The 22,416-nt window shown below is 36.3% G+C and carries 24 protein-coding genes, 1 pseudogene and 1 riboswitch; of the genes and pseudogenes, 5 read left to right on the top strand and 20 right to left on the bottom strand.

Going from position 1 to position 22,416, the window contains the following annotated elements; translation table 11 throughout:
• Nucleotides 1-4: 4 nt before the first annotated feature.
• From B0186_RS06170 to B0186_RS06180, 3 genes are all read left to right on the top strand, one after another.
• Nucleotides 5-1,141, top strand: a complete 1,137-nt coding sequence (locus tag B0186_RS06170) for an anaerobic sulfatase maturase (RefSeq protein WP_078218502.1) — start codon at nt 5-7, stop codon at nt 1,139-1,141.
• 13 nt (nt 1,142-1,154) lie between these two features.
• On the top strand, nt 1,155-1,967 hold the full coding sequence (locus B0186_RS06175; RefSeq protein ID WP_078218503.1) for a D-hexose-6-phosphate mutarotase: 813 nt from the start codon (nt 1,155-1,157) through the stop codon (nt 1,965-1,967).
• Between the two features lie 88 nt (nt 1,968-2,055).
• A complete protein-coding gene (locus B0186_RS06180) occupies nt 2,056-3,063 on the top strand; it encodes a dihydroorotate dehydrogenase (protein WP_078218504.1) in 1,008 nt (335 codons plus the stop codon).
• Nucleotides 3,064-3,187: 124 nt separating this feature from the next.
• Here B0186_RS06180 and torA read toward each other — a convergent pair whose 3' ends face one another.
• From torA to B0186_RS06205, 5 genes are all read right to left on the bottom strand, one after another.
• Complete coding sequence (torA, locus tag B0186_RS06185) at nt 3,188-5,674, bottom strand: trimethylamine-N-oxide reductase TorA (RefSeq protein WP_078218505.1); 2,487 nt, start codon at nt 5,672-5,674, stop codon at nt 3,188-3,190.
• Between the two features lie 102 nt (nt 5,675-5,776).
• A riboswitch (molybdenum cofactor riboswitch) is annotated at nt 5,777-5,909 on the bottom strand.
• An 18-nt stretch (nt 5,910-5,927) separates the two neighbouring features.
• A complete protein-coding gene (locus B0186_RS06190) occupies nt 5,928-7,040 on the bottom strand; it encodes a NapC/NirT family cytochrome c (RefSeq protein WP_078218506.1) in 1,113 nt (370 codons plus the stop codon).
• 612 nt (nt 7,041-7,652) lie between these two features.
• Nucleotides 7,653-8,363, bottom strand: coding sequence for a DarT1-associated NADAR antitoxin family protein (locus B0186_RS06195; RefSeq protein ID WP_078218507.1), 711 nt, complete (start codon nt 8,361-8,363; stop codon nt 7,653-7,655).
• Between the two features lie 9 nt (nt 8,364-8,372).
• Nucleotides 8,373-8,885 carry a hypothetical protein gene (locus B0186_RS11875; protein WP_078218508.1) on the bottom strand — a complete coding sequence of 171 codons (513 nt, stop codon included), beginning with the start codon at nt 8,883-8,885 and terminating at the stop codon, nt 8,373-8,375.
• Between the two features lie 75 nt (nt 8,886-8,960).
• Entirely contained in the window at nt 8,961-9,461 is a 501-nt protein-coding gene (locus B0186_RS06205) for a DarT ssDNA thymidine ADP-ribosyltransferase family protein (RefSeq protein WP_078218509.1), read from the bottom strand.
• Between the two features lie 151 nt (nt 9,462-9,612).
• Here B0186_RS06205 and B0186_RS06210 point away from each other — a divergent pair, with 151 nt between their 5' ends.
• Nucleotides 9,613-10,008: a helix-turn-helix domain-containing protein gene (locus tag B0186_RS06210; RefSeq protein WP_078218510.1), complete on the top strand. Its 396-nt coding sequence runs from the start codon at nt 9,613-9,615 to the stop codon at nt 10,006-10,008.
• A 48-nt stretch (nt 10,009-10,056) separates the two neighbouring features.
• Here the strand turns inward: B0186_RS06210 and B0186_RS11520 are convergent.
• From B0186_RS11520 to B0186_RS06280, 15 genes and pseudogenes are all read right to left on the bottom strand, one after another.
• Nucleotides 10,057-10,176: pseudogene (locus B0186_RS11520) on the bottom strand (IS3 family transposase); the annotation flags it as partial.
• Nucleotides 10,177-10,309: 133 nt separating this feature from the next.
• Complete coding sequence (mnmA, locus tag B0186_RS06215) at nt 10,310-11,461, bottom strand: tRNA 2-thiouridine(34) synthase MnmA (RefSeq protein WP_078218511.1); 1,152 nt, start codon at nt 11,459-11,461, stop codon at nt 10,310-10,312.
• A 32-nt stretch (nt 11,462-11,493) separates the two neighbouring features.
• A complete protein-coding gene (locus B0186_RS06220) occupies nt 11,494-12,087 on the bottom strand; it encodes a hypothetical protein (RefSeq protein WP_235817193.1) in 594 nt (197 codons plus the stop codon).
• Entirely contained in the window at nt 12,087-12,401 is a 315-nt protein-coding gene (locus tag B0186_RS06225; protein ID WP_078218512.1) for a nucleotidyltransferase domain-containing protein, read from the bottom strand. Before B0186_RS06225 ends, B0186_RS06220 begins: the two co-directional genes overlap by 1 nt.
• The gene (locus B0186_RS06230; protein ID WP_078218513.1) at nt 12,383-12,799 is read right to left on the bottom strand and encodes a nucleotidyltransferase substrate binding protein; all 417 of its coding nucleotides are present in this window, start codon (nt 12,797-12,799) and stop codon (nt 12,383-12,385) included. The genes B0186_RS06225 and B0186_RS06230 overlap by 19 nt, the downstream gene beginning before the upstream one ends.
• A 27-nt stretch (nt 12,800-12,826) precedes the next feature.
• On the bottom strand, nt 12,827-13,081 hold the full coding sequence (gene nqrM, locus B0186_RS06235; protein WP_078218514.1) for a (Na+)-NQR maturation NqrM: 255 nt from the start codon (nt 13,079-13,081) through the stop codon (nt 12,827-12,829).
• A 9-nt stretch (nt 13,082-13,090) separates the two neighbouring features.
• A complete protein-coding gene (locus B0186_RS06240; protein ID WP_078218515.1) occupies nt 13,091-14,137 on the bottom strand; it encodes an FAD:protein FMN transferase in 1,047 nt (348 codons plus the stop codon).
• 40 nt (nt 14,138-14,177) lie between these two features.
• On the bottom strand, nt 14,178-15,134 hold the full coding sequence (msrAB, locus tag B0186_RS06245; protein WP_078218516.1) for a bifunctional peptide-methionine (S)-S-oxide reductase MsrA/peptide-methionine (R)-S-oxide reductase MsrB: 957 nt from the start codon (nt 15,132-15,134) through the stop codon (nt 14,178-14,180).
• 102 nt (nt 15,135-15,236) lie between these two features.
• Nucleotides 15,237-16,460, bottom strand: a complete 1,224-nt coding sequence (gene nqrF / locus B0186_RS06250) for an NADH:ubiquinone reductase (Na(+)-transporting) subunit F (protein WP_078218517.1) — start codon at nt 16,458-16,460, stop codon at nt 15,237-15,239.
• Nucleotides 16,461-16,474: 14 nt separating this feature from the next.
• Entirely contained in the window at nt 16,475-17,071 is a 597-nt protein-coding gene (nqrE, locus tag B0186_RS06255; protein ID WP_078218518.1) for an NADH:ubiquinone reductase (Na(+)-transporting) subunit E, read from the bottom strand.
• A gap of 3 nt (nt 17,072-17,074) precedes the next feature.
• Nucleotides 17,075-17,698, bottom strand: coding sequence for an NADH:ubiquinone reductase (Na(+)-transporting) subunit D (locus B0186_RS06260; protein WP_078218519.1), 624 nt, complete (start codon nt 17,696-17,698; stop codon nt 17,075-17,077).
• On the bottom strand, nt 17,698-18,474 hold the full coding sequence (locus tag B0186_RS06265; protein WP_078218520.1) for a Na(+)-translocating NADH-quinone reductase subunit C: 777 nt from the start codon (nt 18,472-18,474) through the stop codon (nt 17,698-17,700). Before B0186_RS06265 ends, B0186_RS06260 begins: the two co-directional genes overlap by 1 nt.
• Complete coding sequence (locus B0186_RS06270; RefSeq protein ID WP_078218521.1) at nt 18,467-19,705, bottom strand: NADH:ubiquinone reductase (Na(+)-transporting) subunit B; 1,239 nt, start codon at nt 19,703-19,705, stop codon at nt 18,467-18,469. Before B0186_RS06270 ends, B0186_RS06265 begins: the two co-directional genes overlap by 8 nt.
• 2 nt (nt 19,706-19,707) lie before the next feature.
• Nucleotides 19,708-21,048, bottom strand: a complete 1,341-nt coding sequence (locus B0186_RS06275) for a Na(+)-translocating NADH-quinone reductase subunit A (RefSeq protein ID WP_078218522.1) — start codon at nt 21,046-21,048, stop codon at nt 19,708-19,710.
• A 331-nt stretch (nt 21,049-21,379) separates the two neighbouring features.
• Entirely contained in the window at nt 21,380-21,691 is a 312-nt protein-coding gene (locus tag B0186_RS06280) for a BolA family protein (protein WP_078218523.1), read from the bottom strand.
• A gap of 96 nt (nt 21,692-21,787) precedes the next feature.
• Between B0186_RS06280 and B0186_RS06285 the strand changes: the two genes are divergently transcribed.
• Nucleotides 21,788-22,384, top strand: a complete 597-nt coding sequence (locus B0186_RS06285) for a YajG family lipoprotein (RefSeq protein WP_078218524.1) — start codon at nt 21,788-21,790, stop codon at nt 22,382-22,384.
• The last annotated feature ends 32 nt before the right edge of the window (nt 22,385-22,416 follow it).

Genomic DNA, 22,416 nt, shown 5'->3' on the forward strand with positions numbered 1-22,416 from the left:
TTTTATGGCATTTTTTACCCCACAAGCCCATTTTCATTTAATGGCAAAGCCGAGTAGTTTCCATTGTAATATCCAATGTAAATATTGTTTTTACCTACAAAAAGAACAGGATTTTGGTAAACAAGCGGCGTTTATGTCAACAGACACCTTGCGAAACTATATTAAAAATTACATAGAATCTCATGCGGGAAATCGAGTGGAATTTGCTTGGCAAGGTGGCGAGCCTACTTTGTTGGGCTTAGATTTTTTTAAAAGAGCGGTCAGTTTTCAACAAGAATTTGCCAATGGTAAAACCATTACTAATGCTTTTCAGACCAATGGCATAGCCTTAAATCAACAATGGGCAGAATTTTTTAAACAGCATCATTTTCTTATTGGCTTATCCATTGACGGCATTGCTGCGGTGCATAATCGTTATCGCATCGCAAATAATGGGCAAGGCACTTTTGATCGTGTACTTAAATCTCTCGAGTTATTAAAAAAATATCAGGTGGATTTTAATACCTTGACCGTAGTAAACGATCAAAATTGGCAAAAAGGCAAAGAAACCTATTTAGCATTAAAAGAACTAGGCTCAACTTTTATGCAATTTATTCCCATTGTGGAAATAGCTCCATCGGACAAACTTCAGCCTTTTTCCGTGTCTTCCGAAGGATATGGGCGTTTTTTAGTGGATGTTTTTGAGCAATGGAAACAGCAAGATATTGGCAAAATCTTTGTTTTAGAATTTGATAATTTATTGGGGCAATGGTTAGGTTATCCTTCAAGTAGCTGTGTTCAACAAGAGAGTTGTGGCAAATCTTTAGTGGTTGAAGCGAATGGCGATGTGTATAGCTGCGATCATTTTGTTTATCCAGAACATAAAATCGGCAATCTCAATCAAACGAGTTTAGTGGATTTAGTGCTTTCCAAACAGCAACGGCAATTTGGTTTTGCTAAGCAACAACTCACGCAAATTTGCGAACAATGTGAATTTAAGCGATTTTGTTATGGCGGTTGCCCGAAACATCGGATTATCGAAGTAAAAAATGAACCTGTTAAACATAATTATTTATGTGCCTCTTATCGTTACTTCTTTCAAAACACAGCACAAGATATGCAAAATATGAGCCAACAAATTCGTCTTGGACAATTCAGATAATTAAGGAGAAAAAATGTTAATCCAACATATTCAACAAATCAGCTCGGAATTAAACCTATTTCATTACAATGAAATTCCCGTTTTAGAATTAAAGCATTCACTTGGCGAAGCAAAAATTTCCCTACAAGGTGCACAGCTATTAAGCTGGAAACCAGCAAATGAGTCGCAAGATGTGCTGTGGTTAAGTGAAATCGATCCTTTTCAATTAGGTGTTGCAATTCGTGGAGGTATTCCACTTTGTTACCCTTGGTTTGGTGGAGCAAAACAACCGCCTCATGGTACGGCTCGTATTGCATTATGGCAGCTTACAGATTACAGCATCGCTCAGGATAAAGTGCGGTTGGAATTTAGTTATTTTGATCAGCAACAAGTCCTACAAGCGAAAGTTTGTATGTTGTTTGATGATAAGTGTGAAGTACAATTTACCCATTGTACTGATGAACAGGTACAACTAGCATTACATAGCTATTTCAGTGTGGGCGATATTGCACAAGTGGAAGTGCATCCTTTGCCAACCGTTGCTTTTAATGCTGTTAGCCAACAAAAAGAACAATATCCATCGCCACGCAAAATTGATCAGCATATTGATTGTATTTATGCCCTTGAGCAAAGCCAAAACCTGATTACAGATAAAAGCTATCAACGCCAAATTGAGATCGAACATCATAATGCCACAGAGTTAGTGTTATGGAATCCTTGGCATAAAGAAATGAGTGCGATGCAGCCGCAGGACTATAAAAATATGCTTTGCTTAGAAACCGCACGCTTAAGTCAATTATTGAATAAAGGGGATATGGTTTCAGTCGTGTTAAAAATTACAAAATAACACCGCACTTTTGTTAAAAAATCGGCTTGCAAATTTTTTCATTTAATGAAATAATCCGCCGATTTTTTTAACACATAGAGGAAGAAAAATGAAAACACTACACATCAATCCACCATTACTCAACACACCATGTCCTTGGGCAAAAACATTAGATCAGTTGCGAGAGCTTTATCATTGTAAGTCAACTGGCGCAGTGACCACGAGGACTTCAATGATAGATGGCTTTCCAGATGATCCTGCTGTAAATCAATTTGTTTTCTTTAATCCTTCCGACCATTCTCCTTCAATTCCAAATCTTTCAGAAAGTACCCCAGATCAAACAGCAACATTAAATACTATTGGCTTCAGCCCTTTTACCTTAGACGAATACCTCTCTTTCATTCAAACAATTTCTGACGAACTACCTGCTGATTTCCAACTTAAACCATTTATTGTTTCCGTGACTGGAACCCCTGAAGAAATGGGCAAGGCCTATGAAAAAATCACCGCATTCCAGCCTAAAGTAAAAATGGATTTAGCGATGGAAATTAACCTTTCTTGCCCAAACATTCCGGGTAAAATTTCCCCAGCTTATGACCGCGATGAATTGCTAACCTATCTTAACCAACTCAATCAAACCATTGCACAATTAAAACAAGCAAACCAATATCTTGAATTACCAATTGGTATTAAAACACCTCCATTTACCTATCAAGAGCAATATGATCGTGTAATAGATGCGTTGCTCAGCATTAGCCAGCAACAAGGCTTACCAATTCAATTTATTGTATCTACCAATACTCTTGGTTCTTCATTGTTGCTACAAAGCCAAGACTTACCAAATACCGTTCTCAAATCCATGGCTGGCACAGGCATTGGCGGAATGGCTGGCGCACCAATCCATCCACTTGCACTCGGTAATGTGTACACGTTACGCAAAATGTTAGATCAACATCCAGAATTACAATCCTTACAATTAATTGGTGTCGGTGGGGTAAGTGATATCGGCGGATATCAACGTATGAAAGCAGTTGGTGCTTATGCTGTCGGTATTGCCTCTGCAATTGGCTCAAAAGGTGTTGGCGTGTTTGATGAAATTCATCAACACATCAGTTAATAACGAGTATTTTGGGTGCTAAATATGAGGACTTTTACTGATATTTAGCTCCATGCCTTACATAAAAAAGTCCCATTATCAAAAAATAATGGGGCTTTTCATCACATCTTAACTAAAAATGCGGTTAACTTTTAGCATGTTTTGGTTGTTTAAATACAGTAACTTCTGGTGCTTGTCCTGTGAATTTTTCTACTTGAACAGTACAGGTATTAGGCGAGTTACCTTGTGCAAGTTTAGATGTGCCTTCATCACGAGTTAATACGTTCGGGCAACCATTTTTACATAAAGGCAATTCTGATTGACCTAAATCAGCAGGGTCATACCAAGCGCCTTCGTGTAATGCGACTGTTCCTTTAATCACGCCATCAGTCACTACTGCACCAGCAAGCACTTGACCACGTTTATTGAAAATACGAACAATATCGCCATCCACAATTCCACGAGCAGCAGCATCATCTTTGTGAATTAATACTGGCTCACGATCATTTACCGCATATTTTTGACGTAATGATGTATGCGCTAATTGGCTATGTAAACGATAATATGGGTGTGGAGTAACCAATGCTAATGGCGCTTCTGGCGTTACATTACCAGCAAACTCCTCTGGTACCATCCAACTTGCATGACCTTTACAATCGTCATAACCCATTTTAGCCACAACATCAGAATAAATTTCAATTTTTCCAGAAGGTGTGCCTAATGGGTTTAACAATGGATCATTGCGGAATTCTTCGTAACGAACCCATTTTTTCGCTTTCTCATTAGCTTTGAAAGTAATTGGTTTATTTTCTTCCCAGAATTTTTCAAATTTAGGCATGATGACACGGTTTTTACGCGCTGAATCAAAGGCATCTTGATAAAACGCTTTTAACCAATCCATTTCCGATTTTCCTTCGGTAAATTGCTGTTCAACACCCGCTCTTTTGGCTAATTCAGCAAAAATATCATAATCATTTTTTGCTTCAAATTGAGGCTCAACAACTTGTTTCATTGGGAAAATATTCATCATTGAATAATCGCCTGACATTGTTAAGTCATTACGCTCATAGCTAGTAGTGACTGGTAATACGATGTCAGCCATACGAGCAGTTGGTGTCCAGTAAATTTCATTAACAATAACAGTTTCTGGTTTTTGCCATGCCTTCACTAACAAGTTTGTATCTTGGTGATGAACGAAAGGATTTCCACCAGTCCAATAGATTAATTTAATATCTGGATAGGTTACTTCTGTTCCATTGTGTTGAATTTTTTTGCCTGGATTTAATAAAACATCTGCGATACGAGCTAATGGGAAACTTAGCGCTGATGTTTTGGCTAACCAAGATTGCCCTGTATTTGAACTATTATTTTCTAAGGTTGCAGAAATAGAACTTAAGCTACCACCAGTTGCTGTTGGAGCACCACCGTTGGAGTAATGATAACTTAAACCAAAACCACCACCAGGTAAGCCAATTTGTCCTAACATTGAAGCTAAAGTAACTAACATCCAATGTGCCTGTTCTCCGTGACGTTGACGCTGCATACCCCAACCCGCCATTAACATAGTACGTTTAGATGAAAAATCACGAGCTAACTGTTTAATTACATCAGCAGGAATTCCACAAATTTTACTTGCCCATTCCGCATTTTTCACTTGACCATCTTCTTTACCTAATAAATAAGCTTCAAACTTGTCATAGCCAGTCGTATATTTTTTAAGGAAATCCTGATCATGTTTATTTTCTTCAACTAATGTATGAGCCATACCTAACATTAATGGAACATCTGTTGCGGTATGAATAGGAATCCATTCAGCACCTAAATATTCACAGCTTTCACTACGCACAGGGTCAATACAAATAATGCGTTTGCCGCTCTCTTTCAATTTATTGAAATATTCAATACCTTGCTGATCGGTAGAAGTCCAAGCAATACGTAAAGTCGTCATCGGGTTTGCAGACCAAAGTACAACGATTTCACTGCTTTCTAAAATAGTTTCCCAGCTAGTTTGCTGTTCATATACTTCAATAGTCCCTAATACATGAGGCATAATGACTTGTGCAGCACCTGTTGAATAGTCCCCTTTATGACCAACAAAACCACCAGTTGCATTTAAATAACGGTGCAACAAAGTACGGCAAGAATGTAATGCGCCAGAACTTTTCCAACCATATGAACCGCCAAAAATATTTTCAGCGCCACCTTCTGCACGAACTCTCTTAAATTCGCTATCAACTAATTCAAACGCTTTATCCCAAGAAACACGAACCCATTCATCACGGCCACGCAAGCTATTATCTTTATTGCCTTCTAAATAACCTTTACGCACCATCGGATATTTTACTCGAGTTTCGCTATAAAGTTGGTCTGCCACAACAGATTGCAATTCATTTTCAACTGGTGCTGGAATTGCTGGGCCTGATTTAACGACTTTGCCATCTTCCACTACAACCCCTAAAGGTCCCCAGTGTGCTGCTGTCACGACAGTTTTACTTTCAGCAGCAACCGCACTTGGTGCAATTAACGATCCAACTACACCTGTTGTACCACCAAGTAAAGATGTACCAGCTACACCTAAAGATGAATTTTTAATGAAACTTCTACGACTTGCGTTAACGTTGTCTTTTTTCATGTATAGACTCCCATTGAGTATCGCAAAAGTATTGAGAAAAGAAGACGAAAGATGTCGTTTGCAAATAGCCTAAAAAGCCACCGCACTTTCTCAAATATTGCGAAAGTTTAAGTTACGACACCTTTCCAAAGGGGAGGCGTATTCATTTCTAAATACACCTTGTGCAATCAAGTTGCAGGCACTATTTCCATATTAATCTTAACTTAGGAAATTAGGCTCGGAGTCAAGTTATATAATCTCTTAACAAGAGAGGTTAGTGTGAACTACCCACTATATCTTTTGCATTACGCTGCAAATAAATTGTTACGGCACGAACATCATCAGCGGACATTGATGTGCGATCTTTCATTGAGTTCACTACGCCAATCCATTGATTTGCTGTATAGTGACTTGCACCAATTGCTGCATGGCAACCGCTACAATTTGTTTGATTTAAGTTATCGCCAAATTGATTTAAAGCGTTCAGGTTTGCCGTAATTGCCGATTTTGGCACTTCTACATCAAAGGTAATTTCTTTCCAATCTGATGCAGTTACATCATCATAAACCGTTTTTGCGACAGTGACTTTTTCTTTAACTTCATCAGTTAGTAATGCAACCATAATACGTTTACCTAAATGAGCATAAACAACGGATTCTGCACCCACTTGTTGCCAACCATGTACAGTTGCAACAACATTATCGCCATTTAGTTTCCAATTCACTAACTCAGCATAAGGCATCAAACGTACTTCACCGCCATTTACGAGTTTTCCATTAAACATTGACAAAGAATAAAGGGTTTCATCATTTTGGTTAAATTCACCACCATGCTTAGTTAACTCACCTGTTGCTGCAGCTGAATCAACTTCAATTTCAGGCATAAAATGAACAATACCTTTATGGCAATCAATACAAGTTTGATTGGTTTCTTGCGCTAATTTATGCATTTTTTGTGCAGCTTCTTTTTGTTCAGAAAGCACCATTGCATCAAAGCTATGACAACTTTTACAAGTGGCAGAATCAGTTGCTTTCATATCTTCCCAAACTTTCTGTGCCATAGCTGCACGATGTTTTTCATAATCATCTTGATCTTTGATTTTGCCTTGGAACTCATACCAAACATCTTTTAATGCAATAAATTTAGCTTTTACATAATGCAATCCATCTTGTGGCACATGGCAATCCGCACATTCCGCTCTAATCCCTTTACGATTAGAAAAATGTACGCTTCCTTCCCATTCTTCTTTTGGATAAGACATTGAATGACAGCTTACACAAAACTCAACACTGCTAGTTTCTTTCATCATATATTGTGTTCCTAATAAAGCTGCGGCACCAATTGCGGCTAAACCTACACCAGTCAAAAGTTTTTTAAATTTTGACATTAAAATCACTCCACTTATAAATAAAAAAATCAAAAATTACCAAAAATTAGGTAGTTCGAATTATAAAGAGAATGTAGAAAAATGACATGATTTTTATCAAGTTAAGTATAAATGCGTATTTACAATGACTAATTTTTATACATATAGTGCAAAAAAGAATACGCTCCAAAAATCTATGAGTATATGCTTAGGTAAGAATATAACGAAAAAAATGGCTAACCTCAAGATTAGCCATTATTCTTATTTAATTTGTCGTTCAATCACGCCCCCCAAGGCAGCCTTCGCCTTGATAGATCTGCTTCTATAAGATTGCCCCTTCAACAATTCCTATTTTATTTTTTATGATTGAAAATTTTGATTTAGAAATGAAACTTCAATTATAGAAAATAGTTCGCATTGCTCTACAATCTACTTTGCTGATGCTAGTATCCTCACGGGTATCTGAAAATACTATCAAAATACCACCACACTTTTGATTAAAAATAAAGCACTCGTGAGGACGTGAGCATTATAGGGAAAGTTAGTTATTACCTGATAAAAATAAAATAAGAGTTTCCTTTTAATTTGAGCTTAGATATTAAATAGGAAACTCTAGTTTTTTATTATTGTTTGTCAGATATCTGGAAATAAAGATAAATTATTAGAGTCATCTACTTTGTTATATAGATTAAACTCTTGAGAAAATGATATAGGGTCTTTAATAAAGTCTTGCACACTTTCGTTTCGATATAATGATACACAAAGAGCCAGTGTTCTTGCTTGACAGCTAAATGATTTCGTCGGATTAAATTCAATATCACTAAAAGCATCAAATTTCATTTCAAAAAATTCTTCTCTAAGATCTAAATTTCTTTCTGAGAATAAAACATTAAGATATAACCAATCATAAAATAAGCTTTTAGGTTCCAGTGGATATTGATTTCCATTAATCTCAAATCTTATTAAATTCCCACTTTCTTTAAGACGGAGATCTTTTTTTGCCTCTCTTGGCGTTACTGTTAATAAATCTCTATAAGGTCCACCATTTTCAAAAATCTTACTACTCTGAAACAAGTTTTCAACTGAGTAGCCTTTAATATTCTTTAAATAAAATGCACTTAGCTGAATACCAATTGATTGTTCTGATTTACTTGATGCTTCAAGTATTTTTTTGAAACCTTTTAACTTAGCTTGTTCATGTAAACTTTTTATAGAACGTTTCCGAACTTCTGCGCTCATTCCCATATGCCAATCAAATTCAATTTCTTGCTCAATAACACCGATATTCTGTACATTAGGGATAAAAATTGGGCGTTTAGTTTTTCCTATACTTTTTTGTTTCATAAAACCTTCCTAAAATATGAAAATCATAGCAATGATGATTAAAATAATAATGCCTAAACAACCACCTCCACTAGATTTAGAACGATAACTAGAGATAGAGTGACTACTTTCTTCTCTTTCTCTACGTAATTTTTCTAACTCACGTTGCCTTTCTAACTCTCGCCGTCTTTCTAACTCTCGTTGTCTTTCTAACTCTCGCCGTTTTTCTAACTCTCGCCGTTTTTCTAACTCTCGCCGTTTTTCTAACTCTCGCCGTTTTTCTAACTCTCGCCGTTTTTCTAACTCTCGTTGTCTTTCTAACTCTCGTTGTCTTTCTAATTCACGTTGTCTTTCTAATTCACATTGTCTTTCTAATTCACGTTGTCTTTCTAATTCACGTTGTCTTTCTAATTCACGTTGTTTTTCTAATTCACGTTGTTTTTCTAATTCTATTGTATTAATAAAATTTAGTATTTCATCATATGTTAAAGGGATATTATCTTCAATAATATGATCAATATAGAATGGTTCAATATTCTCCAAGCATTGCACTTCTGCTTGATCAGAGGTGGTTTCACATGGGTTTAACCAATCATGTCGCCAAATTGATTGTGGTTCTTATCCTGATTTTTGGAATGTTATTGGATTATTGAATAATTTTTCTAATGCAGATAAGCCAGCCATTTGTTCAAAATTTATATGACGATAACTCGCAGTTGCTGCATTATGTGGGTAGAATGCACATTTTTTCTTACAGAGAACGGCTGGACTTATTAAGAGTAAACATAAATCAAATCCTTGATCAATTTTCTTTTGGTACATCCATTTATTCGGTTTACTAATAGATAAACAAATAGCATTATTGTAACGATCATATCGCCCTTGATCTGTAACAACCGCATCAAAATCTAAATCACTTCTGATTTTTAAGCCATCCCTCCTTATCTTATTTAGATTTTCTCTTGGTGTAAAATGACACAACCATTTAATATTTCTTTCCATCAGAAAGGTATTTATTTCTTGCTCTTCTGGTGTCAGATTCCATAACCTTAGATCAATTTCCTTTGCTTCTGCTGCAATCCTTGCTGATAATGATGAACCAACAGTACGTTTAGCCATAATTTAATTCTCCAAAAGCGTTAAAAAACTAGATTCTAGACTTGAATCTCGAAGTTAAAATTATGTAACTTTTACACCTTATGCTACAATCAACAACGAGTACAGCTTGCATCCCCAAAAACTAATCACACCTATCTAAAAAGTATTGCTTATGAAAACAAATGAAAAAATCCGCCAATTAAGAGAAAGTCGTCAATGGACACAGGAAGATATGGCAAATAAATTAAGCATGTCCACGCAAGGATATGCAAAAATTGAGCGGGGCGATACACGTTCTAATCTGGATAGATTAGAGCAAATTTCAGAAGTGTTTGGGATCGATGTAGTTGAATTATTGGCTTATGGTGAAGATGCACAAATCAATTTTAATCATTCAACAAATACAGATTCATTTAATAATGCTTTTTTCGGTTCAGGAAATAAAGATTTAGAGCTAGAAATTCAACGCTTACAATTAATGCTTTCTCATAAAGATGAATTAATTGAAAACCTCAAGCGTGAAAATAAATTGCTTATAGAAATGAATGAATTGCTTAAAAATAAATAATAAATTAAAGACGAGATTAAATGATCTGCCCAAAAAAGTTAGACACATTTAATTTAAGGACTGAGTTCTATATTCAACAGGGCTCAGTCCTTTTAATTTAACTCGAATTCACTCATAGTTATAGTAATGCACATACCCGTGAATCGTTCTTTCAAGTTTGCAAAAGGTTGATTGCAGATAAAATTCGATGATCTGTTGTTTGAACGACTGGGTATATTTAGTCATAAAAATCTGCACCTTAATCAGTTGGCTGTTTCGCCCAACTTTTTGGGGGCAGATCACGAAAGATTAGCCATTCTTCTTATTTAATTTGTCGTTCAATCACGCCACCACCAAGGCAGACTTCACCTTGATAGAACACAGCTGATTGCCCTGGGGTCACGGCGATTTGTGGTTCATCAAACCGCACTTCAATACAATCATCGTTGATTGGAATGATCTCGCAAGCGACATCTTGTTGGCGGTAACGAGTTTTTACTGTACAACGTAAATTTTGCTGAATAGGTTGGCGATCAACCCAATGTAGTTGAGTTGCAATTAAGCCAGATGACAATAACGCTGAATTATCATGCCCCTGAGCAACCACTAATACATTGTTAATTAAATCTTTTTCTACCACATAAAATGGATCTTCACTTAAACCTTTGACTCCACCAATGCCTAGGCCTTTGCGTTGACCAAGAGTGTGATACATTAAGCCATCATGCTTGCCGATGACCTTGCCATCAACAGTACGAATTTCGCCCGGTTGAGCTGGCAGAAATCTGGCTAGAAAATCTTTAAATTTACGTTCGCCAATAAAGCAAATGCCAGTGGAGTCTTTCTTTTTCGCTGTTACTAAGCCCAAATCTTCTGCAATGGCACGCACAATCGGCTTTTCAATTTCGCCCACAGGAAATAGACTTTGTGCAACTTGATCTTTGCTTAAGGTATAAAGGAAATAGCTTTGATCTTTATTACTATCTAAGCCACGTAAGAGTTGTGATTGCCCATTTACATCCAGTCGACGAACATAATGTCCTGTGGCAATATAATCCGCCCCTAAATCTTCCGCAGCATATTCTAAGAAGGCTTTAAATTTGATTTCTTTGTTACACAAAATATCAGGGTTTGGCGTGCGGCCCGCTTTATATTCAGCTAAAAAATGCTCAAATACATTATCCCAATATTCCGCAGCAAAATTGATTTTATGTAGCTTAATGCCTAATTTATCGCAAACGGCTTGTGCATCAGCTAAATCACTAGCCGCAGTACAATAATCAGTATCATCATCTTCCTCCCAATTCTTCATAAACAAGCCTTCTACTTGATAGCCTTGTTGTTGAAGAATAAAGGCAGAAACGGAAGAATCAACGCCGCCGGACATCCCACAAATGACTTTCTTTTTGCTATTTTCAGCCAGCTCAAGTGCGGTCAGTTTTGGGAAAGTTTTTTCGTAAACAATGGATTTCATATATTTCTTTTTGCCAGTTAAGTTAAAAAATTTTATTGCAGGTAGTTTTTAAATAAAAAGATAAATACGCTTTCATATTGTGAAGTATTCACATCAAACATTTGTAAAAATCTATCCGCAGCATTTCTATCTGCAATCCCTTTTTGTACAAATTTTTCAAAGTCTTTCTTCAAGCTATGAGCAAAAGATTTTCTCATATTGATAAATTTGACGAGCAAGCCATGAGAATAATTACCTTGCTGAAAAATATCTTTGAGAAGATTATCCTGTTCGATCATCAATTTATAGTTATTTTCAAATTGTTCCTCAAGGATTTGCTTATCCTCTGTGGAATTGATTTGCTCTGAGATTTTCCGTTTTTCAGCAAGAATTTCATCTACCTTAGTCAAATTCTGTTTTATTTTTTCCGCATTATTTGTTGGTGCAACAAGGGTATAACTTGAGCCATCAATGCTGATTTTCTTTGGTTCAACTTTGTTATCTGCTGCAAAAGCGAGCGAAAAAACTTGCGCAAATATAAAGACTGAAAAAACTAATTTTTTCGAAAATTGCATTTTGCCGAGATTTTTCACAAGCTCAAGTGCGGTCAGTTTTGGGAAAGTTTTTTCATAAGTTGATGATTTCATTATTTGTCTTCTCGTTGATAAAAGAGTTTTCCTACTCGATCGATATGTTCTATAAAAGGTTGATGGCTCAGCTGATGATAAATAGATAAATCAAAGAAATAAGGAAGATAAGAATCATCTAAGTCATTCCAAATTTTACAAGCTATTTCTCTGGTCAAATTTTCGCCTTTTAGGGTTAAATCAATATCAGATCCTTCTCGATAATTACCCATTGCTCTTGAGCCATAAATGATAGCTTGCTCAACTTCGGGATATTTTTTCAGAATATTTTTTATTCTGCTTGTTGAGCGCTCACTCAATCCGAAATCTGACATAATTTTTCGAGTCTTTGTTGAAATTGTAAGAACAGTGGCAAGTAATTATTCACTACTTTGTTAAATTGCTCATTGAGGATTTTTTCATCATAAGTATGTACGGTGATATTACGTGTCTCAATCATATCAAGCCAAATTTCCCCTTGATTAATTAACTCACGATTAAAGGCTAAACGAGTCGCTATTTTTGAACCAAAAACATCCACTTCACCCTGTGCTTTTAAATAATCTTGCATAACTTTCCAAGCAAGTTCATGGGTAAATTCAAAGCGTTGAATAATACCTTCTTTAATAATATCAATTTCAGTATCGGCATATTCTAGCACCGCACTTTCAAGCTGATGCAAAGCTTGTTTATACTTATCAAAACGCTGTTTCCAGCGAATATCTTGCTGCATATATCCTCCAAAGGAAAAGCAAATTAGCTATTTCACTTCGTAAAACTGCGGTTGTTTTTTAGCGAATTTTTCTTCGTATTCTGCTTTTGCCTCTTCATCGCCTGCATCAAGTTTAGCTTGTAGGTTATCGCATGGTGTGTCGCAGTCACAAACTTTTTTCATACCTAATGCAGAAATACCACCACAGCTTCCTGCAATGGATTTACGTTTTACGATATAACCAAGCGCCATACCAAAGATAACTAAGAGGAAAATTGCAAAAGTGACTAAAAAGAGTTTCATAAAAGTTCCTTATTTTTTCTGTGTTGATAAAATTTCTGCAAATTTAGAAGACATTTTATTTTCAAAACCTTGTGTCGTTTTGACGGTTAAATAAATGGGTAAATTATACTGTTCAGCAACTTCTAATGCTTTTTCCGCCCCTAAGACAAATAACCCCGTAGATAACCCGTCAGCCGTCATTGAGCTTTTAGATAAAACCGTGATGGAAGCTAAATTATGCTGAATGGGCTGGCAAGTCTTAGGATCTATTTCATGAGAAAAACGTTTTCCATCTTGCTCAAAATAGTTGCGATAATCCCCAGAAGTTGCCATTGCAAAATCTTGCAAACCTATCACTTGTGATACGGATCTTGTTCCGTCGAAAGTTGGTTTTTCAATGGCTATTTGCCAAGCTTTATTTTCAGCATTATGGCCATTAGCACGAATTTCGCCACCGATTTCCACTAAATAATGAGTAATCCCTTGCTCTGCAATATAATCCGCCACTTTATCCACACCAAAACCTTTGGCAATAGAAGATAAGTCTATGTACAGCTGAGGAACAGATTTTGTTAAAAAGAATTTGTCATTCTTTTGTGTTAATTTGACCTTTTCAATACCCACCCAAGCTTTTCGTTCAGCTATTTGTTCTGCTGTTGGGGCTTTTTCCACTCGTTTTTCAGGTCCAAACCCCCATAAATTCACCACTGGCCCAACGGTTACATCAAGAGCACCTTGAGTGATTTGATTTAATTCTATTGCCTCAGCCACTACACGAGCTAAATCAGCAGAAACCTCAATTGGCGTATTAACTTCAGGATTTTTGTTAAACAAACTTAATTCTGAATCAGGAATATAAGTGGACATTTTGGCATTTACATCTTGCAAAATTGCTTCTATGCCTTGATAAATTTGCTCTGAATTTAACTTTGCTTTACCTTCATCAATATATTTGATGTGATAGGTTGTACCCATGGTTTTGCCATTTAATGATACAACTTCTTCTTTTTGGCAAGCACTAAGCAAGAATGCTAATGCAAGTATATTTATTAAATTTAATAGGAATTTCTTAGTCATAAAGTGCGGTCTATTTTCTATAATTTTTCATTGAATGAGCTTATTTTAGCTTATCTTTCCAATCAGCATAACCTAATTCATCCATTTTGCTGAGAGGTATAAATTTTAGGCTTGCGCCATTAATACAGTAACGCATTCCACCTAGTGTTTTAGGACCATCAGGAAATACATGCCCTAAATGAGAATCTGCCTGTTGGCTACGAACTTCTGTGCGTAACATATTATGGCTATAATCTTGATGCTCAATGAGTGCATCAGCTGTAATAGGTTTACTAAAACTTGGCCAACCACAACCAGAATTAAATTTATCCTTTGAGCTAAATAAAGGCTCTCCACTCACAATATCAACATAAATACCATCTTCAAATAAGTGATCATATTCATGGCTAAACGGTCGTTCCGTACCGTTTTGTTGAGTAACAAAATATTGTTCTGGTGTGAGCATTTGGCGTAATTGTGGCTCCGAAGGTTTAATAAACTTCTTTACTGAGCGAGTTTTTTGCAAGGGTTCATCTGCTTTTCTAATATCAATATGGCAATAACCATTTGGATTTTTCAGCAAATAATCCTGATGATATTCCTCCGCTGGATCAAAACGTTGTAATGGTAAATTCTCCACAACAATGGGTTGGGAATATTTGGCTTGCTCCTGTGCAAGTGCGGTTGAAATAATCTCTTTTTGTAAAGGGGTTGTATAATAGATCCCCGTTCTATATTGAGTACCTTTGTCATTACCCTGTTGATTTAAACTAGTCGGATCAATCACTCGGAAATAATATTGCAAAATATCTTCTAAACTGAGTTTATCCTGATCATAGATAACCTTGACTGTTTCTGCATGACCTGTGTTGTTATATAAAACATCCTGATAGCTTGGGTTTTCAGTTTTTCCATTAGCATAACCAGAAATAGCATCTAACACACCATCAATACGATGAAAATAAGCCTCTAATCCCCAAAAACAGCCTCCTGCGAGATAAATAGTCTGAATATTCATTATATTTTCTCCTTCCTATAACCCATCTAGATGAAATACAAAAGCGGTCAGTTCCCAAAATTTATGAAATCTGACCGCACTTTTAATTGATATTATTTAGGATCAACCACCGAAATCATCTAATAAGATATTTTCGTCTTCAACACCAAGATCTTTTAACATCTTAATTACGGCAGCATTCATCACTGGTGGTCCACACATATAGTATTCACAATCTTCAGGTGCTTCATGATTTTTCAAATAGTTTTCATAAAGAACATTGTGAATAAAGCCTGTGTAGCCGTCCCAATTATCTTCTGGAAGAGGATCTGAAAGAGCCACATGCCATACGAAATTGTCATTTTCTGCTTGCAGCATATCGAAATCTTCTACATAGAACATTTCACGTTTAGAACGAGCACCATACCAGAATGACATTTTACGTTTTGATTTCAAACGTTTTAATTGGTCAAAGATATGTGAACGCATTGGCGCCATACCTGCACCACCACCGATAAATACCATCTCGTTATCAGTTTCTTTAGCGAAGAATTCACCAAATGGACCAGAGATAGTTACTTTATCACCTTCTTTTAATGACCAAATGTAAGAAGACATTTGACCTGGTGGAACATCAGGATTACGTGGTGGAGGCGTTGCAATACGCACGTTTAGCATAATAATACCTTTCTCTTCTGGGTATGAAGCCATAGAGTAGGCACGGATAATATGCTCATCTACTTTTGAAGTGTAACGCCATAAATCAAATTTATCCCAGTCTTCGTGGTATTCTTTTGGAATATCAAAATCTTTGTAATGAACTGTATGAGGTTCAGCTTCAATTTGGATATAACCACCAGCACGGAATGGAACTTCTTCCCCTTCAGGAATTTGAAGTTTAAGCTCTTTAATAAAGGTCGCTTTATTGTCATTAGAAATAACAGTACATTCCCATTTTTTCACACCAAAAACTTCTTCTGGTAATTCAATTTTCATGCTGTTTTTCACGTTTACTTGACAAGAAAGACGATAGCCTTCTTTCGCTTCACGTTTAGAAATATGAGAAAGTTCTGTTGGTAGAATATCGCCACCACCTTCAGTTACTTTAACAATACATTGACCACAAGAGCCACCGCCACCGCAAGCAGAAGATACGAAGATACCTTTGCTTGCTAATGCGCCTAATAATTTACCACCAGCTGGTAAGCTAATTGCCTTATTAGGATCATCATTAATTTCAATAGTAATGTCCCCTGAATTTACCAATTTAGATTTAGCAAACAAAATTAGCACAGCTAAAGCTAAAACGATAACAGTGAACATTGCAATACCAAGAGTAATTTCCATTTAAGTATCCCCTCTTACAACTGAATACCGGAAAATGACATAAAGCCAAGCGCCATTAAGCCAACAGTGATGAAGGTAATACCTAATCCACGAAGACCTGCTGGAACGTCTGCATATTTCATTTTCTCTGTAATACCAGCAAGCGCAACAATAGCTAACATCCAACCAGTACCTGCACCAACACCGTAAACAACTGACTCTGCGAAATTGTAGTCACGTTGAACCATGAAAGATACTCCACCAAAAATTGCACAGTTTACTGTGATTAATGGTAAGAAAATCCCTAATGCGTTATAAAGTGCGGGGAAATATTTGTCTAAAACCATCTCAAGAATTTGAACTAATGCAGCGATTACCCCAATGAAAGTGATGAAGTTTAAGAAACTTAAGTCAACACCTTCAACTAAAGCACCATCTTTAAGAATTAAAGAATAAACTAATTGGTTTGCTGGTACAGCAATACCTAATACAACTATTACTGCAACACCTAAACCAAAAGCAGTTGACACTTTCTTAGAAACAGCAAGGAATGTACACATTCCAAGGAAGAAAGAAAGCGCCATATTTTCGATAAAGACAGATTTAACGAAAAGGCTAATATAATGTTCCATAAATTATTTCTCCACCTGTTCTGGTTTCCAGGTTCTCAGACCCCAAATAATGAAACCAATGATAAAGAACGCGCTTGGTGCTAATAAGAATAAACCGTTAGTTTGATACCAACCACCATCTTGGATAGTTTGGAAAATAGTCATACCAAATAGTTTACCTGAACCAATTAATTCGCGTAGGAAAGCAACAGTCACTAAAATTGCACCATAGCCTAATCCGTTACCAATACCATCAACGAAACTTTCTACTGGTGCAGATTTCATCGCAAATGCCTCAGCACGTCCCATTACGATACAGTTTGTAATAATCAAACCAACGAAAACCGAAAGTTGTTTTGATAATCCATAAGCATAAGCACGTAAAATTTGGTCAACCAAAATTACTAGAGATGCAATAATTGCCATTTGAACAATAATACGGATACTGTTCGGCACATAATTACGGATTAAAGAAATAAATAAGTTTGAGAAAGCTGTAACAAAACTTACTGCAATCGCCATAACAACCGCAGTTTCAAGTTTAGTGGTTACCGCTAACGCAGAACAAATACCTAAAATTTGTAATGCAATTGGGTTGTTATCTGTAACTGGTGATAACAATAACTTTTTAAGATTTGCATTTGCCATTAGTTAGCCCCCGCTTTTAGTTTTGCTAAATATGGACCAAAGCCGTTAGCACCAAACCAATAATCAAAGGTTCCTTGCACACCATTAGAGGTTAATGTTGCTCCAGAAAGACTATCAATTCCATGTTTTGCATCAGAAGATGCGCCTTTACCTACACGAATAGCTGGTTGATTTTGCTCGTTAAGTAATAATTTACCCACAAAATTCGCCTGCCATTTTGGATTTTCAATTTCACCACCTAGACCTGGAGTTTCACCATGATCGTAGAATGTAATACCTTTAATTGTATTACCATCTGGTTGAATTGAAACGAAGCCATACATAACTGACCATAAACCTGTGCCGTACATAGGTAAAACAATTTGGTTTACTTGGCTATTTTCATCTTTCACAAGATAAACTTCTGCCAATTTAGCACGTTGGCGTAAACCAGCTTTATCATCTTGAGGTGCAATAGAAACATTTTGAGTAGCGTCTTTTGCTGCAGATTTTGCATCAAAGCCAGCAGGGCAAGCGACATAATCACCAGAATCTAATTCCACACAACGTGCTTCAATATTCTTAGCAAAAATTTCTTTAACTTGACTTGCTTTGGTATCAGCTTGTAATAACCCAGCAACACTTAAAATATTTTTTTGTTTATCAAGTTGCTTTTGTTCTTCTTGTGTTGGTTTTAGCAATACCGCAGAACCAGCCACAATAATAGAACAAGCTAAACTCAACAGAACAACAACAGAGATTGTTCCGCCAATACTATCTTTATTAAATTTAGCCATTGCGAGCTCTCCGACGTTTAATATTTGCTTGAACAACAATGTAATCAAATAATGGCGCAAATAAGTTAGCAAATAAGATAGCTAACATCATACCCTCTGGATACGCAGGGTTTGCCACGCGAATAATTACAGCCATTACACCAATTAATGCGCCATACCACCATTTACCTTTATTAGTAAATGCGGCAGAAACTGGATCTGTTGCCATAAACAACATACCTAATGCAAAGCCACCTAATACAAAATGCCAATGCCATTGCATTGCAAATAGTGGATTAGTTGTAGAGCCGATAATATTGAATAATGTTGAAGTTGCGATCATACCAATCATCACCCCAGCAATAATGCGCCAAGATGCGATACGAGCAAAAACAATCACAGCAGCACCAATTAATAAGGCAAGAGTAGAAACTTCACCAATAGAACCAGGGATATTACCTAAGAAAGCATCCATCCAAGTAATTGGCTCACCTGTTGCAACATGTTTTAATGCAGCTTGTCCACCTGCGGCCCACTGAGAAAGTGCGGTTGCGCCAGAGAATCCATCAGCAGCAGTCCAAACTAAATCACCAGAGATTTGAGCTGGATAAGCGAAAAATAAAAACGCACGACCAGCTAATGCTGGGTTCATAAAGTTTTTACCTACGCCACCAAATACTTCTTTTGCTACAACAACACCAAATGTTGTTGCTAATGCTGCTTGCCATAATGGTAATGTTGGAGGAACGATTAATGCTAATAAAATTGACGTAACAAAGAAACCTTCATTGATTTCATGTTTACGCACCATTGCAAATAAAACTTCCCAGAAACCACCCACTAAAAAGACAGTTAAGTAAATTGGTAGGAAGAAAATTGCACCTAATGTCATTTTAGCTAAAACGCCAGCATCGACAGATACTAAACCAAGCATATTTGCTAAAGCAAAATGCCAGTCATTTGCAACGTTTTGAGCTAGATTTGCAGAAAAATCGCCAACACTTAATGCGAGGATTGATTGTGCACCAACGTTATACATTCCATAAAACATAGCTGGGAATAACGCAAGCCATACAAGCACCATCATACGTTTTGAGTCTAGTGCATCACGAACATGCGAAGACTTACCTGTTACAGTACCTGGTGTATATAAAAATGTTGCAGTAGCTTCAAACAACGCATACCATTTTTCATATTTACCACCCGGTAAAAATGCAGGTTCCATTTTCTCTAAAAGATGTTTTAAACCCATTTTTAACCTTCCTTCTCGATCTTATCTAATGCTGCACGCAACATTGGACCGTACTCATTTTTACCTGGACAAACGAAAGTACATAAAGCCAAGTCTTCTTCATCTAATTCAAGGCAACCTAAAGCTTGAGCACTATCAGTATCACCTGATGCTAAATCACGTAATAATAATGTAGGGATAATATCTAATGGCATAACACGCTCATAAGCACCGATTGGCACCATAGCACGATGACCACCATTTACCGCTGAGGTAAAGTTAAATAATTTATTAGTGAAATGACCTAATACGGTACGAGTAATAGAGAATTTATTTGCGCCCGGCATGATCCAGCCTAAAAACTCTTTCTCACGACCTTCAGCAATCACAGATACTTGCAAATCATAACGGCCTAAATAGTCATGAGGTCCAGTTGCCGTGTTACCACTTAATACAGATCCAGAAATAACTCGATTTTCGCCCGCACTTAATTCGTTTTCCGTTAATAGAGAAAGATTCGCACCTAATTGGGTACGGATTAAACGAGGATTTTTAACCTGTGGTCCAGCTAAAGAAATTACACGATCAGTATAAATTTCACCTGTCGTAAATAATTTACCAATTGCAATAACATCTTGATAATTTAAATACCAAACAGACTTAGTTGCACTAACAGGATCAATAAAATGAATATGCGTACCACTTAAACCAGCTGGATGTGGACCACCAAAATCATGCACTGCTAAGTTTGGTAAATCAACAGTTGGAATATTGCTATCGCCAGCTTTACATAAATGTAATTTACCTTCATGTAAACGACTTAACACCGTTAAACCATCGGTAAAATCCTGCCAATGTGCTTTTAAAACAACTTCAGGATCTGCTGCTAATGGATTTGTATCCATTGCATTAACAAAGATGGAAGAAGGAACAGCATCAACTGCTGGCACTTTACTGAAAGGACGCGTACGAAGTGCGGTCCATAAACCAGAAGATTGTAAATTTTGACGAACTTGCTCTGAAGTCAAGTTTTTCAATTCATCTGCACTATACTGAGTAAAAGTAATTTGCTCATTACCTTCTACTTTAATTACTACAGACTGTAAAATTCGCTTAGCACCACGATTGATCGCAGTTACAGTACCACTTGCAGGCGCAGTAAATACAACACCAGGATTTTTTTTGTCTTCAAAAAGCACCTGACCTTTTTTTACTACATCACCTTCACGCACCTTCATTGAAGGACGCATACCCACATACTCTTCGCCAAGCAAAGCAACTTCTTTAACAGCATTGCCGTTATGGATTACTTGTTCTGGTTTCCCTGCAATAGGAAGATCCAAGCCTTTTTTAATCGTAATCATATTGTTTGCACTACTTTTCGTTAGATTAAAAATATAGTTGCCACAAAAAGTAGCAACCGCATCTTGAGTAATGATTTCAACCGATAAATTACAAAGAAAATCAATTTATCGGCATCTATCACATAAAAATAAAACTCAAATTCTGTTTGTTTATCGTTTCCAGCCAAAATAGAAACAATAAAGTTAAAATTTTGATAAAAATAAGCAAGACATTTTAACTAAATAATGCCTTTGGTTCCACTTTAGGCGGTCTTTTTTTATGGTTTTTAATGAAAAATTTGATCTAAATTTGTGAAAATACCTAATTCCAAATAAAAATACCATTAAAGAGTTACTGACCTACACCTAAGCAATTTGGTGATTTAGGAAACGCCTTACCTAATTTTTCCCACTCCTCTGGACTATATAAATGCAATGCTAAAGCATGTATGCCTTGTTGTAATTCATCACTAAAGAGCGAATAAACCAAACGATGACGAGCAACTTTTGTCATTCCTACAAACTTGTCGCTGACAACCACAAATTTAAAATGAGAATTAGCGCCTCGACCAGAACTATGCATATAACTTTCGTTTTCCACTTGTAAAAAGAGCGGTGCAAATTCCTGAAATAGTTTTTCTTCTAATACTTTTTCTATCGACATAAACAATTCCTTACTTTTATTAATTAGCGCCTAAGGCTATACATTCCTTGTGAATGTTTGCAAGAATAACGACATATATTATACATGGAGAAAAATATGACATCTTACAAAAAAATCTCATTTGCACTACTTGCAACAAACACTCTTTTTCTTGCTGCTTGTAGCTCTCAAAGTAACACTTTAAGATTTACCCCTTTATCACCAAATAGTACATTTAACGCAGCAAATCAAACTTCAATTGTTAATGTTGCAACACGTAACACAAGAAATACACAAGAAATTTCATCTTATGTACGTAATGGAGAAATGTTCAAATTATATTCATCGCCTGATGTAGCACAGCTATTTGATCAAATTGTGAAACAAGACTTAAATGCAAAGGGATTTCGTATTGCCACAACACTAGCACAAGCAAATACCAACCTTACAATTAATGTAACAGATTTTTATGCACAAGTTGACCAAGGGAACTTACGCTATAAAATCACCAGTAGAATTAATTTGAATGTTCAAGTCCAAGGACAAAAAGGACAATTCAGCAAAAATATAAGTGCAAGTAATGTCCAAGAAGGTGCATTTGGTGCAAATAACGATGAAATCCAGAAAGTACTCAAACGCACATTAGATGATATGACTAAATCAATTTATCAAGATCAAGATATATCAAGAGCAATTCACTATTATTCAAATTAATTTATTACTCCAAGCAAAATAGTTGTCAAAAG

It is taken from the genome of Canicola haemoglobinophilus (genome assembly GCF_002015075.1).
GTDB classification, from domain to species: Bacteria; Pseudomonadota; Gammaproteobacteria; order Enterobacterales; family Pasteurellaceae; genus Canicola; species Canicola haemoglobinophilus.

Bases quoted from the DNA above. Each gene is read 5' to 3' on its own strand.
- B0186_RS06170 (WP_078218502.1), top strand. From the start codon at position 5: ATGGCATTTTTTACCCCACAAGCCCATTTTCATTTAATGGCAAAGCCG.
- B0186_RS06175 (WP_078218503.1), top strand. From the start codon at position 1,155: ATGTTAATCCAACATATTCAACAAATCAGCTCGGAATTAAACCTATTT.
- B0186_RS06180 (WP_078218504.1), top strand. From the start codon at position 2,056: ATGAAAACACTACACATCAATCCACCATTACTCAACACACCATGTCCT.
- torA (WP_078218505.1), bottom strand. From the start codon at position 5,674: ATGAAAAAAGACAACGTTAACGCAAGTCGTAGAAGTTTCATTAAAAAT.
- B0186_RS06190 (WP_078218506.1), bottom strand. From the start codon at position 7,040: ATGTCAAAATTTAAAAAACTTTTGACTGGTGTAGGTTTAGCCGCAATT.
- B0186_RS06195 (WP_078218507.1), bottom strand. From the start codon at position 8,363: ATGAAACAAAAAAGTATAGGAAAAACTAAACGCCCAATTTTTATCCCT.
- B0186_RS06205 (WP_078218509.1), bottom strand. From the start codon at position 9,461: ATGGCTAAACGTACTGTTGGTTCATCATTATCAGCAAGGATTGCAGCA.
- B0186_RS06210 (WP_078218510.1), top strand. From the start codon at position 9,613: ATGAAAACAAATGAAAAAATCCGCCAATTAAGAGAAAGTCGTCAATGG.
- mnmA (WP_078218511.1), bottom strand. From the start codon at position 11,461: ATGAAATCCATTGTTTACGAAAAAACTTTCCCAAAACTGACCGCACTT.
- B0186_RS06220 (WP_235817193.1), bottom strand. From the start codon at position 12,087: ATGAAATCATCAACTTATGAAAAAACTTTCCCAAAACTGACCGCACTT.
- B0186_RS06225 (WP_078218512.1), bottom strand. From the start codon at position 12,401: ATGTCAGATTTCGGATTGAGTGAGCGCTCAACAAGCAGAATAAAAAAT.
- B0186_RS06230 (WP_078218513.1), bottom strand. From the start codon at position 12,799: ATGCAGCAAGATATTCGCTGGAAACAGCGTTTTGATAAGTATAAACAA.
- nqrM (WP_078218514.1), bottom strand. From the start codon at position 13,081: ATGAAACTCTTTTTAGTCACTTTTGCAATTTTCCTCTTAGTTATCTTT.
- B0186_RS06240 (WP_078218515.1), bottom strand. From the start codon at position 14,137: ATGACTAAGAAATTCCTATTAAATTTAATAAATATACTTGCATTAGCA.
- msrAB (WP_078218516.1), bottom strand. From the start codon at position 15,134: ATGAATATTCAGACTATTTATCTCGCAGGAGGCTGTTTTTGGGGATTA.
- nqrF (WP_078218517.1), bottom strand. From the start codon at position 16,460: ATGGAAATTACTCTTGGTATTGCAATGTTCACTGTTATCGTTTTAGCT.
- nqrE (WP_078218518.1), bottom strand. From the start codon at position 17,071: ATGGAACATTATATTAGCCTTTTCGTTAAATCTGTCTTTATCGAAAAT.
- B0186_RS06260 (WP_078218519.1), bottom strand. From the start codon at position 17,698: ATGGCAAATGCAAATCTTAAAAAGTTATTGTTATCACCAGTTACAGAT.
- B0186_RS06265 (WP_078218520.1), bottom strand. From the start codon at position 18,474: ATGGCTAAATTTAATAAAGATAGTATTGGCGGAACAATCTCTGTTGTT.
- B0186_RS06270 (WP_078218521.1), bottom strand. From the start codon at position 19,705: ATGGGTTTAAAACATCTTTTAGAGAAAATGGAACCTGCATTTTTACCG.
- B0186_RS06275 (WP_078218522.1), bottom strand. From the start codon at position 21,048: ATGATTACGATTAAAAAAGGCTTGGATCTTCCTATTGCAGGGAAACCA.
- B0186_RS06280 (WP_078218523.1), bottom strand. From the start codon at position 21,691: ATGTCGATAGAAAAAGTATTAGAAGAAAAACTATTTCAGGAATTTGCA.
- B0186_RS06285 (WP_078218524.1), top strand. From the start codon at position 21,788: ATGACATCTTACAAAAAAATCTCATTTGCACTACTTGCAACAAACACT.